This window comes from Lysinibacillus sp. ACHW1.5, from assembly GCF_022014815.1.
Lineage (GTDB): Bacteria > Bacillota > Bacilli > Bacillales_A > Planococcaceae > Lysinibacillus > Lysinibacillus capsici.
The window spans coordinates 349143-362569 of record NZ_CP091777.1 but is presented as its reverse complement, the minus strand read 5'-3'; the positions used below and the strand labels follow the sequence as shown (position 1 = coordinate 362569).

17 protein-coding genes and 1 other RNA gene are annotated in these 13427 nt (G+C 35.9%); 10 read left to right on the top strand and 8 right to left on the bottom strand.

Annotation, left to right across the window (positions count from 1 at the left end):
- The first annotated feature begins 59 nt into the window (after positions 1-59).
- The 4 genes from L6W14_RS01740 (at position 60) to L6W14_RS01725 (ending at position 4428) form a co-directional block, all read left to right on the top strand.
- Positions 60-749 carry a response regulator transcription factor gene (locus L6W14_RS01740; RefSeq protein WP_131520669.1) on the top strand — a complete coding sequence of 230 codons (690 nt, stop codon included), beginning with the start codon at positions 60-62 and terminating at the stop codon, positions 747-749.
- On the top strand, positions 746-1732 hold the full coding sequence (locus L6W14_RS01735; RefSeq protein ID WP_237899162.1) for a sensor histidine kinase: 987 nt from the start codon (positions 746-748) through the stop codon (positions 1730-1732). Before L6W14_RS01740 ends, L6W14_RS01735 begins: the two co-directional genes overlap by 4 nt.
- A 103-nt stretch (positions 1733-1835) precedes the next feature.
- Entirely contained in the window at positions 1836-2597 is a 762-nt protein-coding gene (locus tag L6W14_RS01730; RefSeq protein ID WP_131520667.1) for an ABC transporter ATP-binding protein, read from the top strand.
- Positions 2587-4428, top strand: coding sequence for an FtsX-like permease family protein (locus L6W14_RS01725; RefSeq protein WP_237899160.1), 1842 nt, complete (start codon positions 2587-2589; stop codon positions 4426-4428). The genes L6W14_RS01730 and L6W14_RS01725 overlap by 11 nt, the downstream gene beginning before the upstream one ends.
- A gap of 362 nt (positions 4429-4790) precedes the next feature.
- Here L6W14_RS01725 and L6W14_RS01720 read toward each other — a convergent pair whose 3' ends face one another.
- Entirely contained in the window at positions 4791-5231 is a 441-nt protein-coding gene (locus L6W14_RS01720) for a hypothetical protein (protein ID WP_131520665.1), read from the bottom strand.
- A 172-nt stretch (positions 5232-5403) separates the two neighbouring features.
- Here L6W14_RS01720 and L6W14_RS01715 point away from each other — a divergent pair, with 172 nt between their 5' ends.
- Both L6W14_RS01715 and L6W14_RS01710 read left to right on the top strand, forming a co-directional pair.
- Positions 5404-6042: a YfbR-like 5'-deoxynucleotidase gene (locus L6W14_RS01715; protein WP_237899159.1), complete on the top strand. Its 639-nt coding sequence runs from the start codon at positions 5404-5406 to the stop codon at positions 6040-6042.
- Positions 6043-6145: 103 nt separating this feature from the next.
- Positions 6146-6658 carry a zf-HC2 domain-containing protein gene (locus tag L6W14_RS01710; protein WP_131520663.1) on the top strand — a complete coding sequence of 171 codons (513 nt, stop codon included), beginning with the start codon at positions 6146-6148 and terminating at the stop codon, positions 6656-6658.
- 53 nt (positions 6659-6711) lie between these two features.
- Here the strand turns inward: L6W14_RS01710 and L6W14_RS01705 are convergent, their stop codons facing one another.
- Entirely contained in the window at positions 6712-7050 is a 339-nt protein-coding gene (locus tag L6W14_RS01705) for a zinc ribbon domain-containing protein YjdM (RefSeq protein WP_048393229.1), read from the bottom strand.
- 247 nt (positions 7051-7297) lie between these two features.
- On the opposite strand from L6W14_RS01705, the gene ssrS reads away from it, so the two are divergent.
- Together ssrS and L6W14_RS01695 are read left to right on the top strand one after the other, a co-directional pair.
- Positions 7298-7490, top strand: a non-coding RNA gene (gene ssrS / locus L6W14_RS01700) — 6S RNA.
- A gap of 177 nt (positions 7491-7667) precedes the next feature.
- Complete coding sequence (locus L6W14_RS01695; RefSeq protein ID WP_227745007.1) at positions 7668-8132, top strand: hypothetical protein; 465 nt, start codon at positions 7668-7670, stop codon at positions 8130-8132.
- Between the two features lie 22 nt (positions 8133-8154).
- Here the strand turns inward: L6W14_RS01695 and ytxJ are convergent, their stop codons facing one another.
- The 6 genes from ytxJ to L6W14_RS01665 form a co-directional block, all read right to left on the bottom strand.
- Entirely contained in the window at positions 8155-8499 is a 345-nt protein-coding gene (gene ytxJ / locus L6W14_RS01690) for a bacillithiol system redox-active protein YtxJ (RefSeq protein ID WP_131522488.1), read from the bottom strand.
- 96 nt (positions 8500-8595) lie between these two features.
- On the bottom strand, positions 8596-9009 hold the full coding sequence (locus L6W14_RS01685) for a VOC family protein (RefSeq protein ID WP_131522487.1): 414 nt from the start codon (positions 9007-9009) through the stop codon (positions 8596-8598).
- 70 nt (positions 9010-9079) lie between these two features.
- Complete coding sequence (locus L6W14_RS01680) at positions 9080-9718, bottom strand: 3-oxoacid CoA-transferase subunit B (RefSeq protein ID WP_131522486.1); 639 nt, start codon at positions 9716-9718, stop codon at positions 9080-9082.
- Complete coding sequence (locus L6W14_RS01675) at positions 9718-10425, bottom strand: CoA transferase subunit A (RefSeq protein WP_131522485.1); 708 nt, start codon at positions 10423-10425, stop codon at positions 9718-9720. Before L6W14_RS01675 ends, L6W14_RS01680 begins: the two co-directional genes overlap by 1 nt.
- 83 nt (positions 10426-10508) lie before the next feature.
- Entirely contained in the window at positions 10509-11417 is a 909-nt protein-coding gene (locus L6W14_RS01670) for a LysR family transcriptional regulator (RefSeq protein WP_131522484.1), read from the bottom strand.
- 413 nt (positions 11418-11830) lie between these two features.
- On the bottom strand, positions 11831-12469 hold the full coding sequence (locus L6W14_RS01665) for a LysE family translocator (protein WP_131522483.1): 639 nt from the start codon (positions 12467-12469) through the stop codon (positions 11831-11833).
- Between the two features lie 192 nt (positions 12470-12661).
- Here L6W14_RS01665 and L6W14_RS01660 point away from each other — a divergent pair, with 192 nt between their 5' ends.
- Both L6W14_RS01660 and L6W14_RS01655 read left to right on the top strand, forming a co-directional pair.
- Positions 12662-13084, top strand: coding sequence for an SRPBCC family protein (locus tag L6W14_RS01660; RefSeq protein ID WP_131522482.1), 423 nt, complete (start codon positions 12662-12664; stop codon positions 13082-13084).
- Positions 13084-13404, top strand: coding sequence for an ArsR/SmtB family transcription factor (locus L6W14_RS01655; RefSeq protein ID WP_131522481.1), 321 nt, complete (start codon positions 13084-13086; stop codon positions 13402-13404). Before L6W14_RS01660 ends, L6W14_RS01655 begins: the two co-directional genes overlap by 1 nt.
- The last annotated feature ends 23 nt before the right edge of the window (positions 13405-13427 follow it).

The following is a 13427-nucleotide window of genomic DNA, read 5'->3' as shown; positions in this document are numbered from 1 at the left end:
ATAGATTTTTCGAAATGAGGGTACAGTATACATATAGAATAAAGGAAGGATCGATAGGTATGTACAAAATATACATAATAGAAGACGATGCAAATATAGCTTCACTGATTGTCGAGCATTTAGCTAAATATCAGTTTGAATGCTTTACTGTACAACAATTTCCACACATTATTGAAGAATTTAATACTATACAACCACACCTGGTCATTATGGATATCAATCTCCCGACTTACGATGGCTATTTTTGGTCACGGAAAATCCGTCAACTCTCAACATGTCCCATCATCATTGTCTCTGCCAGAGTAAATGATATTGATCAAGTATATGGAATTGAAAATGGTGCCGATGATTTTATCACAAAGCCCTTTTCATTGGATGTCCTCATGGCAAAAGTAAATGGACTACTTCGGCGTACCTATGGTGAATATGCTTTAGCCGAGACAACAACCATAACTATAGCCAATACTACATTAAATCCAGATACAGTTCGTCTTCAAACAAAAGCCAAAGAGAGCCTGTTAACGCTAAAAGAAATGCAGCTTAGTAAGTTATTATTCGAAGCTTACCCTAATGTAGTGCCGCGTCAAAAGCTTTTAAGTGCTATTTGGGATGATGAAACCTTTGTTGAGGAAAATACTTTGTCTGTGAATATTGGTCGATTACGTAGAAAATTGGAAGCCGTACACTCTAAACTTGAGATTAAAACGATCCGTGGTCTTGGATATCAATTGGTGGAGGAAAGTGAATGAAGCTATTCTTTCGAGATCATCTTAGTATCATTATTCTCTATTGCATAAGCTTCCTCCTATTACCTTGGATAATTCATGTATTAGATGACCTATCCTCACACTATGCCTACTTTATTTTTCTTGTCAGCTTTCTATTTATTCTATGGCTACTTGGTCGTTATTATCGAAGAAGAAAGTTTTATCATCATTTACAAAAAAATATCAAAACGCAGGATGATCTTCATTTATTTGAACCACATGCAGCTATTGAGCAATACTATAGTGAAAAACTAAGGCAAATACAGTATTTATTTTTAACCCAACAGCAAAGATTGGAAGAACAAGCACATGAGAAGCAACTAGTTCTATCACATTTTGCACATCAAATGAAGACACCTTTATCTGTTATTCAATTAATCGTTCAAGCTACACCCAACAAGACCACTGATGAATTGCAGCAATGGTATACCATCAATAAAGAGTGCAATAAATTGACATTTACCCTCAATCAGTTATTAACGTATGAGCGCACATCTCATTTAGTAGCTGATTTAAAAATTGAACCTATTATTTTAAAAGGACTCGTGCAAGAAGTCATCAATGATTTGAAGGATTTCTTTATCATAAGAGAAGTTTTTCCAAAGCTGACGTTCGCTGAAGACCAAATCATTTATTCAGATCGAAAGTGGTTAAAAATTGTACTTTATCAAGTATTAAATAACGCCATTAAATATAGTGAAATGGCAAGCACCATTCATATCCATTATGACAACACGGCTTTGCACATAAAAAATCTTGGTGAGACGATCCCTTCTAATGAAATAACACGAGTCTTTGATTTATTTTATACAGGTTTGAAGGGGCGAACGAGTGGTGAAGCAACAGGTATAGGCTTATATTTAGTGAAAAAGATTTTAACTACACTAGAGCACCCCTTCACTTTACAATCTTCTGAGCATGTCACTACTTTTTCCATTAATTTTTCAAACAGTCTTAAAAAATGAAGATGACAAAATTGTCATCTTCACGTCATCAAGAGAAATAGGTTATGTGCCGCTCCTTTTCTATACTAAAGTTATCTAATGAGCATAAAGGAGTTGTTTTAAATTGGGTAACGCAATACTACAAGTAACCAATTTGCACAAGGAATACATCGGTGAGATCACCTATAAAGCGTTAAACGGTATCGATTTTCAGCTACAGCAACAGGAATTTGTAGCTGTCATGGGACCTTCAGGTAGTGGGAAAACAACATTTTTAAATAGTGTATCCACTATTGATCGTCCTACCGCTGGCGATATCCTCATAAACAATCATAATCCTTACGCATTAAATGATGAGGAGCTCGCCAAATTTAGACGCTCTGAACTAGGCTTTGTATTTCAGGATTTTAATCTTGTGCATACATTAACAGTGAAAGAAAATATTTTATTACCATTAACATTAGATAGCATACCTGCTTCAAAAATGCTTCAGCGTTTAAAGGATGTCGCTCAATTTCTTGGTATCGAGGAACTGTTGCCTAAACGTATTTATGAAATTTCAGGAGGACAAAAACAACGAGTAGCCATCGCTCGTGCCGTTATTCATGCGCCAAGTTTATTGTTAGCAGACGAGCCTACAGGAAACTTGGATTCCAAGGCTGTCAATGATGTCATGAACTTATTTTCCTCGATTAATCAAAAGCTTAATACAGCTATTCTCATGGTGACACATGATCCTTATGTAGCAAGCTTTGCCAATCGCATTATTTTTATTAAAGATGGGAAATTATATAACGAAATACATCGAGGCAACAACCGCAAGCAATTTTATCAGGAAATTATGGACACGCTTGCTTTTCTAGGTGGTGGACAGCATGAGCTTTAATCATATTGTGATCCAAAATATCTTACGTGACAAATGGACGTATGTTTCTTACTTCTTGAGTAGTATGTTTTCTATTATAATTTTCTTTCTCTTTTCTGTTATCGTCTTTCATCCAAATCTGAAAAGCCTAGATCCAGACTCTACACTTGGAATTTCTTTAATGTTAGCTAGTATGCTCGTTTATTTATTCTCTTTTATCTACATTACCTATTCAATCACAGCATTTTTACGTAAAAAGACCAAGACCTTAGGAATATTTATGATTACTGGGGCTTCCATGAAGCAAATTCGTAAACTGGTCTTCCGAGAAAATCTGTTGATTGGCGTTTTAGCTATTCTGGCAGCTATCGTTCTCGGACTTGTTATTACACCTCTTTTCTTAATGGGTGCAAGAGTTATTTTAGAGGCAGAAACATTTGGCATGTACCTACCTCTTCAAGCAATCAGCATAACCATAGGATTATTTCTGATTTTATTTGTTGTGATATCTACAGTCGTTACGAGGTTCATTAATAAAGAAACGTCTATCCAACTCTTAAAAAGTGATACAGTTATCGAGAAATCTATTAAGCCTCATTATGTCTTATTAATACTAAGTATTTTGATATCAGCCACTTTAGTTTACTTACTAAAAATCGAGCATTCCATTGTAGACACTTTAAGTGTTCTTTATTATCTGTTATTTTTTATTAGCATTCTTAGTACGATTTATTTAGTTATTACACAAGGATTTCGTTTGTTTTTGAAAATATATGAAAAGTCTCCTGCCTATCTTCAAAAAACCAATATGCTTTTGGCATCCAATTTAAATGCAAAAATGAAATCACATGCAAATATGCTGTTTCTAATTACTATCCTATTAAGCGGTGTCTTTCTATGTACAAGTATTTTATTTAGCTCTTATTACAATGTAAAAAAGGCTAGTGAAGAAAATTATCCATATAGCTTTCAATATATTGCTGATCCAAAAGCTGATGACAATATGGTAAAGACTGATCTTGATTATCTTGAAAATACTTTATCAACGGTTCAAGCTCACAAGTATTTTATTGAATTTAAATCAAATGAAGATCAACGCATTGGCTATATGTCTTTATCGGATTATAACCAGATCCAGCATCAGGACAACAAGCTAAGTAAAGATGAATTTATTGCCGTCGCTGGCAGTCGTGATGTAGCACCTACAACAAATAATGCCAGCGATTTGTATATAAAGTCTTTCAAACTAGCCAGCACCCATGAGCAAAATCTGCTATCTACTGGCTTCCAGCAAAGTTATTTCATTGTACCTGATGACATTTACAAAACTATTGACTACCCTGTTTATAAAACATATATTTATGAACTGGAAGATTGGACAGCCCATACAGATTTGGCAAAAGCTATTACAAGTAACTTACCCTCTTTACCTGGAGAACGTTATGTAACATCCAAAATTGATTTATATAACACAGAGATGTTTGTTAAGAGTGTGATGTTCTTTATCGGCTCCATGCTAAGTCTCATTTTCTTAAGTGCAGCCATGAGTATATTGTACTTCTATTTACAAACAACTTTACAACAAGAGAAGGAAAAGTATATTGGTATCCGTAAGCTAGGACTTTCTAGAAATGAATTAGCTACTATTATCACTAAAGAATTGGCAATTCTTATTTTTGTACCGTTCACCATAGCTATTACACTCTTGCTAATTACACTTTTAGCTATGCGAACAATGGTTTCTACAGCATTTTTACAAGTTTCCATAGCTAGCTCTTGTTGTTTCTTTGTGCTTTTCCTCATTAGCTATGTATTAATTCGAAAAAGTTATTTTAAACGCTTAGTAAGCTAAAAAATCGCACTCCTTAAGGGGTGCGATTTTTTCATAGTGTTGAAACATATGAAAGGTGAAAATGTTTCCTTTTAGCAAAGTTTCCCAAATAAAGTGAAGGTGTTAACTACTCATTTTAGTGAGGAGTGTCATCAACCATCACTTCTCTACATTGAAAATAAACGCCCAATTCAAATAATGGATTATTTGATCGTTACTGCTGATAAGGAAAAGACACTTCTGCAGAATGGTTGATTTTGAGAGGAGCCAGCGTCACTCCTAGGGGATTTAGCGGCTTATTGGACGCCCTCTGGAAAGGACACTGGCGGAACCAATCTCTCGCCTTGTGAAAAAGCCTTTTTCTGCGGATGACATTATCTTTTTTACCAAAGAACGGGCTTTGCTACCATCAGCCATAGCATAATAAGCAATAATACTATATACATCCATGTTTTACGATGCAAAAGTGAAACAAATTGTTGCTGATTAAATGCTGGTGTATTAAAAGTACGCAACGTCGGTTTAAACGCTCTTGCGAGAAATACGATTGATGCAAACATCACGAGGAAAGTTAATACAATCCATGAGGTATTCCATTGATAGCCCGCATGCCACATTAACAAAATACCCGAAGCTACTAGTACATGCCCTGAATGTTTGACGAGCGTAATGGCCCCCTTAAAGGCTTCTATATATGGTGGCATGTCATCCATTGAAGCTGTGTGCATTTTTTTTACAATGGTTAGCACAACGAACAAAGGCCCAATCGAAAGAATAGCACTTAAAATATGTATATAAAGAAGAAGTGTATAAATGGAAAACATGCTCTGTACTCCCCTTTTCATCAGTCCCCTTCATTATAGCATTCAAGCTGAATTGACTTTATCAGCAATTGTGAATCCTTTGTAAACATAGCTTGAATCATTGTTAAATTGTTTGAAAACCGTATAAAGAGGGTATTGTTTATAGTAACATGCACTTATAGAACAAAAAGGAGTGATTTTTATAGGAATTCATCAATTTTTCACAAGCCTTAATGATTTAGAGCGTATTATTCGTTGCCCTGGTCGCTTCAAATTTGAAGAGCACAATGTGGCAGCCCATTCTTGGAAAGTGTCACAATATGCCATGTTTTTCGCAACGTTAGAAGAAATGCACGGTGCGACAGTTGATTGGAAGTCTTTATATGAAAAGACAATCAATCATGACTTTGCGGAAGTGTTTATTGGTGACATTAAGACACCAGTAAAACATGCTAGCCCAGAGTTAAAGCAAATGCTAGCACACGTGGAAGAAAAGATGATGGAAAAATTCATTATCAATGAAATTCCACAAGAATTTCAGGCTATTTTCTTTGAACGGATGAAAGAAGGTAAGGATCATACTTTAGAGGGTCGGCTACTTGAATTTGCGGATAAACTCGATCAGTTTTATGAGGCTTTCGCAGAATTAAAGCGTGGTAATACTGACAAAGAATTTGTCTATATGTACCAATCAGCCCTTTCAAAACTCTTGGCTATTCCGCTTGAAGCGACCGTCCAATATTTCCGCACAGAAATTTTAAAGGATGCAGTAAAGGAAAAAACACATATCGATATTCAAGCATTAACAAATGAAGTATTAACATCAAACTAATAGGGTGCATGTACAAGTTTTCCGATTGAAAAATTCACGGAAGGCTTTTTTTATTTTCCACAAAAAGTCGTATAATAAGGAGAGATTGAATGGAGGGAAAGTATTGTCACAGGAATGCTCTATTATAGAAGATTTAATACCTCTTTATAAAAAACAACTGCTTCAACCATCAACAATAGAATTTGTCGAACGGCATCTAACAACTTGTCAGCAATGTCAGCAGCTTGTAGCCTATTCATCGACTCAGAACGCATACTTACCCATGAAAAGAACAGTATCCTTTTTTCATATCATATTTATTGTATTATCCTTTATGTTTGCTATTAACTCGTCCTTACTCGGCAATCAAAAGGGCTTTGTCATCTCATATGCTCTTTTCGGCTGTCTTTCTTACCTTTTCTATAAAAACATCTGGATTGTTTTTATCATAAGCTCTGTGCCTGTATTCGTTTGGGCTATCATTAATAATCTTAATAATGAGCTCTATATTACAACCTTTTCTTTAACAGAAATAGGAACGCTTGCGATTGGAGCTGGCTACATCGCACTTTTACATACCATTTTCGCCTTAATTGGCGCAGCTTTTGCCATTCTATTACGTAGGATTTTTCAATAAACAAAAAAGCACCTTGAACTTTTTTACCAAAGTTGAGGTGCTTTTTTTGTTTGTTAGGCCTTTTTGACAAATTCTGATTTTAATTTCATGGCACCAAAGCCATCAATTTTACAGTCGATGTTATGATCGCCTTCCACTAGTCTTATACTTTTAACCTTTGTACCAATTTTTAAAGTGGAAGAACTGCCCTTCACCTTTAAATCCTTAATAACAGTAACTGAATCGCCGTCAGCTAACAGATTACCATTTGCATCTTTTACAATAAGTGCATCTGATTCCTGTTCAGTTGCGTCCATGCTCCATTCATGCGCACATTCTGGACATACATAGTTTGCTCCATCCTCGTATGTATATTCTGAATGACATTTTGGACAATTTGGATAAGCTGCCATTTCTGCTTCCTCCTTTTACATTTTTACTAGGAAAATCCTCTTTATGCTCCTATCTTTACATAGTCAACCTTAATTAGCAAAGGTTGTTCGTATTTTTCGTTCGCATTTGTGAAAAAAATATGAAACATCAGCATCTTTTTGAAGGTAGTGCAAGATGTTTATAACGCTATTTGGAACACTTGCCCATTGACTAATTTGCCATTATCATCTTACTTGCATGTTTATCGATCATGCTTTATTATATCCATAAAGGCTGCATTGTTCGTATAATATTAAGTTTTAACCTTTAAGCTGTAAAAGGGAGTTTTATTATTGGAGTTGGAATGACGGGCCTCACACTACGGTGCATGAGGATAAGCAGGAAAACTTCTGCGAACACCCACTTTGAGGAGTGGTGGTTTAAAACTTTCTATAATAACTACGGCATACGCGGCTTTTTATACATGATTGATACAGCACCTTAGCTATTTAGGTTAAGGTGCTTTTTATATTCAACTTATTCTCCTCTTCTCCTTATTCAATCACTTCCTAACCATTCATAAAAAGTAAGGACAACCTTCTTGTATTTTGTATAATTCCCTCCCATTTTGCACATAGATGGAGTAACAAGGGAGGTTATGACATTGAAGAAATTAATTTATCTATTGGTTTTTACTTCACTACTATTAGTAGCTTGTGGAAAGAACGCCGAGCCAAAGGAAGTAGCAGTCGATCAAAATACGAATGTTGAAGATATTGTAGGCGCGATTGTGAAAAATGAATTCTCTGTGGATGAATCAAAAGACGGTGTTGTCACAATTTCCATTCAAGATACAGATGTAACAGAAGGATCGAAAAGCCAGATGCTAAAGGATTCTACTAAAATTTTCGCTGATTTGTCCAAATTAAAAAATGTGAAGACACCAGCTATTACTTGGTATGCTCCTCTCACTGAACCTGATGGGGACAAAACAATGACCGAGGTTTTGAATATTTATTTTAGTGAAGAGGATTTTCACAAAATAGACTGGGCCAATTATCTACAGGTCGATATCGAGTCTAGCGCTACAAATTATCATGAAGATGAGGCTTTAGAAGATTAATCACATAAAGATACCCCACAGCCTATTGTGGCGTATCTTTTTTTACATATTGTTCTATAGCGTTTTCTAAAAGAGCGTGCTTTATTTTGTAGTGAGTTGCTTGCCAAATTCCTTTCCCACCCTGCAGGATTATTAGTTGAGGAGATTCGTGTTTCACTTGAAGATCACAGGCAATAGCATTTGAAATTACCCGATCCATTTGTACAATGACAAGATATTTAGGCAATTCCGTTTGTAATTCTTTATATTCCTTTAATGCTGAAATACTACTTATACATGTCATGCTAATTTTTAACACAAGACAAGGTTTGAACTTCGATTGCTCTAAAACCTCGCACCATTTGTTTAATGTCTTTATTCGTTGCATTTAGTAACCCCCTAAACAGATTATATACTACAAGGGGTATTTTAGGTTACAAAAAAACACGAGACTACTTACGTGCTCGTGCTTAAAATTTTCTATTTAAATGCCTTCCGTATTCATGAATACTAGACGCCAGCCATCAGGGTCTGCAATGGTTACCCCTTTCTCAGCCCAATATGGATTTTCAGGCTCAACTTCGGGATATCCCATGAGCGCAAGACGTTCGGCAATATGACGAATCGTATCTCTGTTTGGGATATAAAGTACGAGAAGATTGTCCTTACTTGGTGCTGGACAAGGGCTACCGTCACTATGCTCAGTAAATTCTAAGTGATAACCTACATCTGGAAGACCAATCATTAAACCATTGTAGCCACGATGTTCTGTAAACGAACCAATTTTCTTTAATCCGACACCTTCACAGTAAAATCGTTCTACTTCCTTTAGCTGATCGGTTGGTCTTGCCACACGCACCTGTGCGACTGCTAATTCATTTGTCCATTGCTGTTCCATTGTTATGAAATCCCCTTTTAGACTATTGTAAAATGAGACCATAACGCTGGAAACAGTCCTAGGTCTGAAGTTATTGTATAAGAGCAACGCTAAAAGAAGCAGCTGTTTTCTCTTTTACTTCCTCTAAAGAAACACCATCTGCTAATTCTATTAGTTGCATACCATCTTTTGTAAAATCAAATACAGCCAAATCTGTAATTAATCGATGTACGACACCTTTACCCGTTAGTGGCAGTTCACATTGTTTTTTAATTTTAGATTCACCATTTTTATTCACATGCTCCATGACGACAATCACTCTCTTTGCACCAACGACGAGGTCCATTGCGCCACCCATGCCCTTTACCATTTTCCCCGGAATCATCCAGTTAGCAAGGTCTCCTGTTTCAGATACCTCCATCCCTCCTAAGATGGCAAGGTCAATATGTCCACCTCGAATCATCGCAAATGATTCTGCACTGTCAAAGAAGGATGCCCCCGGAACTGCCGTAACTGTTTCTTTACCTGCATTGATTAAATCCGGATCTACTGCATCTTCTACTGGATAAGGACCAATACCGAGAAGTCCGTTTTCGGATTGTAAGAGTACGTCATAATCGATTGGGATTGCGTTCGCAACAAGTGTTGGAATACCTATGCCTAAATTGACATTCATACCGTTGGCTATTTCTTTTACTGCTCGGTTAACAATTTTTTGTCTTGTATCCATTATGCTTCCCCCTTCTTCACCGTTAAACGCTCAATACGCTTCTCATAATTTTCACCTAATACTACACGTTGTACAAAAACCCCTGGTGTATGAATATGATCAGGATCTAGCTCACCTACTTCTACAATTTCCTCCACTTCAGCTATTGTAATTTTCCCTGACATAGCAGCTAATGGATTAAAATTGCGTGATGTTTTTCTGTAAACTAAATTTCCTAGCTTATCGGCTTTCCATGCTTTGACCAGCGCAAAGTCAGCAACAATACCTTCTTCCAAAATATATTCTTTGCCATCAAAAACCTTCACTTCTTTTCCTTCAGCAATTGGCGTTCCAACCCCTGTAGCTGTGTAAAAACCAGGAATACCCGCTCCACCTGCACGCAAACGTTCTGCAAGAGTTCCTTGCGGTGTCAACTCTACTTCTAGCTCACCACTTAAAAATTGTTGTTCAAAAATCTTATTTTCTCCTACATATGAAGCAACCATTTTTTTTATTTGCTTGTTTGCTAATAGTAAACCCAATCCCCAGTCATCTACACCACAGTTATTACTGACAACCGTTAAATCCTTTGTTCCCTTTTGCACTAATGCTGCGATTGATTTTTCGGGTATACCACATAGCCCAAAGCCACCTACAGCTAATGTATCTCCATCCTTAATATCCGCAATCACCTCTTCAAACGAACTCCATACCTTCCCATTACCCATCTCGAAACCTCCCTGAATTGCTCGTTTATTAAGAAAAATTCTACATCATTGCTATTTTACAAGTAAAGGAATTAATTAGAATACTATTTATTCCTATATGGAATAAATCTATTTTCCCCATTCTTACCTATCATTTCAAGTAACTGTTTTAATGCATAAGATTGGTAGGCATTTTTCTTCGTAATAATCCCTAAACGCCACGGCATTTCAAAATCATCTAATGGAATTATTTTCACATTGGTATTTGTTTGCTTAGCTGCAATGGAATGGGGTAACAATGTAACCCCTAAATTGGAGGATACTAACTCTACAATCAAGTCCCACTGTGAACTTTTATAGCCGATTGTAGGTGTAAAACCAACACTTTCACAGGATTTAATTATATAGTCGTGAAGCGTGAACTCCTCTGCAAAGATAATGAACGTTTCATTTTCTAAATCTTTTAAAGCTATGGATTCCTGGTGTGCATAGGGGTGAGATTCATTCATAAAGACATAAAACTGGTCTTCTATAAAGGGTTGAACAGCAAACTTCCTTTCGTCTACTGGTAATACAACGATGCCCATATCAACATCACCATTTTCAACTAGCATTTCTACCATTTTTGCACCACGTTCGATAAGCGCTAAATGCACTTCAGGATATAGTTGATGAAATCTCCTAGCGATTTCAGGGAAAAATAAAGTTCCAATTAAAGGTGGAATCCCTAATTTGATAGCACCTGTCTTAATATTTAATAAATCGTCTAGCAAAATATGTAGTTCTTGGACAGCCTGCATTATTTTTTGTCCTTGATGATAAACAATACTACCTGCATCAGTAAGTTCTACATTACGCGTTGATCTGTTCAACAATTCAACTTGTAATGATGCTTCTAATTTTTTGATACTTTTGCTTAATGAAGGCTGAGATACAAAGGAATCATGTGCAGCCTTAGTAAAACTCCTATGCTCAACAACAGCCATAAAGGCTTTTAAATCTCTTAATTCCATCACTATCTTCTCCATTTATTCGTATTTGTTATAAAAGCATCTTCAATTACTGCCCTTTAGCAATAAATTCTCCATCCTTTCTTTTTAATCCTTTGCAATGTGTTGAACTATAAATTTTAGATATTTTCACCCCTGCCATTATACGTGTCTTTTCGACTTTTGGAGAGTTTTTTAAGAGTGATATGACCTACAATCATTTATAAATATTGTCATAATTTATCAAAGATTGGAGATGTAACAGATGTTGAAGCAATTGCTTGAAAATCGAATAGTTAATAGGCATTATTTAGGTCTTACATTAAGCAACATGTTTATGAATTAAAGAACTGTGAGGAATGACTCTATCTTAATAAGTGCCAACAAAAAATACACCACCCTATAGTAAAAAATAATCTAATAAGGTGGTGTATTTTTTAGTGTGCTTTTTCTAATGCTAATTTAATACCAAATGCAATTAATATTGCACCTGTTAATCCTTCAATTACTGCCTTAGTTGATGGCTTTTTCATAAATGCACTAATTCGATCTAAAAGGTACACGTAGAAGATAAACCATAGCATTGTTAATGCTGTGTAAATTAGACCCATTATTAAAAAAGGAAAAAATGTTCCACTATTTCCATCTACAAATTGAGGGAGAAATGTTAGGAAAAATACGGCGACCTTTGGATTTGTCACATTTGTGAGAAACCCTTGTTTAAAGCAAGATTGGTGAGAATATTTGTGTTCTATACTTCCTTCATCGTCTACAACTGGAGATTGTGTTCGAATTGTTCGAAGTGTCCACAAGGTCTTGATTCCTAAATAACATAAATAAACCGCACCAACATATTTTAAAACAGCAAATATATAGGCAGATTTTACAATAATCGCCGAAAGTCCTATAACAGCCGCACAAGTATGAATTAATAAACCGCAACAAGAACCTATGATTGTTTGTAAACCACCCTTTCTACTTACAGTCAGTGTGTTTTTTGTTGCAATCGCTGTATCAGGGCCAGGTAAAATAATAAGTAAAATGCACATAACTAAGAATACAGATATATTGACCATATTACGCCCACCCTTTCTGTCAGAAAATTATAAAAGTAATTGTAACATACGCCAAGACCAACAGAAAGATACAAAATTTTTCCGTTGACATATAACCGTAGGGTGTTATATATTCATAACACCTTATGGTTATATTTTATACAGATTCCTCTGCTAGTGGACTTAATAACGTTGAAAAAGGAGTAATAGAACATGACTGAAAAATTACAGGATATTGTCAAAACAATTACATTAAATGCCCCTATCGAAAAAGTTTGGGAGACTGTGGCAACAGCTGACAAAATAGCTTCTTGGTTTATGCCAAATGATTTTCAACCTATCGAAGGATACGAATTCACTATTCAATCACCGTTCGGCCCATCACCCTGTAAAGTAGAACGTGTAGATGCACCGCACTTTCTACGATTTGCTTGGGATCAAGATGGCTGGTTCGTAACTTTTGAGTTAAAAGAAGTAGGCGAGCATACTGAATTTACTTTAACACATGGTGGCTGGAAGGAAGCTTCACATATTATTCCGAAAGCAAACACTGCTACTGAAGCCGTACGTACTAATATGGATAACGGATGGACAATGATTATTAATCATAAATTAAAAGAGGCTGCTGAATTCTAATGACTGAAGCAGCCGTAAAGTATGATATTTTTCAAGCAATCGCTGATCCCACAAGAAGAAGTGTTTTACAGCTCCTTGCAGCAAGCGACAGACCTATTTCCAATATTACTGAGCATTTTACGATTAGTCGAACGGCTGTCGTAAAGCATTTAAAAATATTGGAACAGGCGGAGCTAATCTCTGCTCAAAAAAAAGGTCGTGAAAAAATCTATACCTTGCATAGTGAGCGTTTAAAGGAGATTGAAGATTGGCTCCAATACTTTCATTTATTTTGGGATAATAAATTGGCTCAGCTTCAAAGCATGGTTGAAGATCATTAAAGCAGAAAAAGAGCTGTCTTTTT